3 protein-coding genes are annotated in these 1,830 nt (G+C 55.6%); 2 read left to right on the top strand and 1 reads right to left on the bottom strand.

Going from position 1 to position 1,830, the window contains the following annotated elements; all coding sequences use genetic code 11:
* Window positions 1–104: 104 nt before the first annotated feature.
* Both CSQ89_RS21340 and ygiD read left to right on the top strand, forming a co-directional pair.
* On the top strand, window positions 105–530 hold the full coding sequence (locus CSQ89_RS21340; protein WP_099407964.1) for a DoxX family protein: 426 nt from the start codon (window positions 105–107) through the stop codon (window positions 528–530).
* Between the two features lie 12 nt (window positions 531–542).
* Window positions 543–1,412 (top strand): 4,5-DOPA dioxygenase extradiol, encoded by an 870-nt coding sequence (gene ygiD / locus CSQ89_RS21335; RefSeq protein WP_099407963.1) that lies wholly within the window; start codon window positions 543–545, stop codon window positions 1,410–1,412.
* A gap of 4 nt (window positions 1,413–1,416) precedes the next feature.
* Here ygiD and CSQ89_RS21330 read toward each other — a convergent pair whose 3' ends face one another.
* Complete coding sequence (locus CSQ89_RS21330; RefSeq protein ID WP_308418202.1) at window positions 1,417–1,728, bottom strand: LysR substrate-binding domain-containing protein; 312 nt, start codon at window positions 1,726–1,728, stop codon at window positions 1,417–1,419.
* Window positions 1,729–1,830: the final 102 nt, after the last annotated feature.

Here is a 1,830-nt window from a genome sequence, read left to right as displayed (position 1 = left end):
CTACCATCGCCGACAAGCCCGTTGCTGTCGCCGCGCCAAACGTGCTCAGCAAATAGTCGGTGTACAAATCGAGTTCTTTGTTCTTCATGGCGACAGGTTAGCGTATGCACTGCGTAACATCAGTTAATAACAAAACTGCTCCCTATGCCGCTCTGACGTTACGCCTTACCTTGGGCGCCATGTTCCTCGCGCACGGCCTGACCAAAGTATTCGTATTCACGCTGCCCGGTACCGCCGAATTTTTCACCTCGCTCGGCATACCGGGTTGGATAGCCTACCCCATCGCAATGGCCGAGATTGGCGGCGGTGCCTTACTTATTCTGGGCGTGTACAGTCGTTGGGTAGCCATCAGCTTGGTGCCGATATTGCTGGGGGCATCCCTGGCGCACTTCCGGAATGGCTGGTCGTTCAGCAACCCCAATGGCGGTTGGGAATACCCTGTCTTCCTTTGTATCGTTGCCCTTGTTGTCATGCTGCTGGGCGATGGCGCACTGGCACTGCGTCCTAGCCGCATTCAACGCCAACCCTGATTGAGGTTCGCCATGTACCGACGTCAATTCCTGCATCAAGCCATACTCGGCATGGTCGCGGCTCACCCCGCGGCACGTGCAGCAAAGCGCCAAGCTGCCAAGGCAGCGCAAAAGATGCCGGTGATGTTTATTGGGCATGGCTCGCCGATGAATGCCATTCTCGACAACGACTTTACGCGGCACCTTGCCAAGTTGGGCCGCGACTTACCTAGGCCACGCGCCATCCTGGTGGTATCTGCCCATTGGCTGGTTGGGCAGACCCTGCTAAGCAGCAGCGCCATGCCACAGACCCTATATGACTTTGGCGGCTTTCCTCAGCCCTTGTACAAGATGCGCTATCCCAGCCCAGGCGACCCGGTATTGGCGCAGAAGCTGGCGCACGAGTTGCATGAGGGAAAAGCCGATATCGACGAGCAACGAGGACTCGATCATGGGGCTTGGACCGTGCTGCACCATATATATCCGCAAGCGGATATTCCAGTTGTACAGCTCAGCCTGAATAGCCAATTGTATCTGCGCGAACACTTGGAATTGGCCAATGAATTACAGGCGCTACGCAACGAACAGGTACTTATCCTCGCCAGTGGCAACATCGTGCATAACCTACGCTTGATCGATAGCACGCCAGGGGTATCAACCTATGAATGGGCGCTGGCGTTTGACGAACTGATCAAACACGCATTGCTTCAGCACGACCTGACTCAGCTACTGGGTGAAGACCGCAGCAAACACTCCTTGTGGCACATGGCCCACCCTACGCTGGAACACTATCTGCCGCTGCTATATGCCGTCGGAGCAAGTACTGCTGACGACGCAATCGATTTCCCGTTCGAGGGCTTTCATGACGCGTCACTGTCGATGCGGTCGGTACGATTCGGCTGAATCATCAGTCAGGCCAAGCCATCTGCTCGGCCAGGTAATCAAGAAAGCAGACTATCCGCGAAGAAAGCTGGGTATTGCGGTAGTACACCGCGTGAATGGGCTGGCTTACCGGCAATGTTTCCGCTACCAATACCTGCACCAACTCACCGCGCTGCCGGTGTTGCCACGTCAGAAAATCGGAGAGGCAAACCAAGTCAGCCCCACCCAGTGCCAATTGAAGTAAGGTTTCTCCGCTCGACGCCGCCATGCCTGGTTGAAAGCGGCGATTGCCGCCATTGGTGCAAGCGAAATCAGTAACTGATGTTACGCAGTGCATACGATAACCTGTCGCCATGAAGAACAAAGAACTCGATTTGTACACCGACTATTTGCTGAGCACGTTTGGTGCGGCGACAGCAACGGGCTTGTCGGCGATGGT

The organism is Chitinimonas sp. BJB300 (genome assembly GCF_002735695.1).
GTDB lineage: Bacteria > Pseudomonadota > Gammaproteobacteria > Burkholderiales > Chitinimonadaceae > Chitinimonas.
This window is presented reverse-complemented; position numbering and strand designations above follow the sequence as displayed.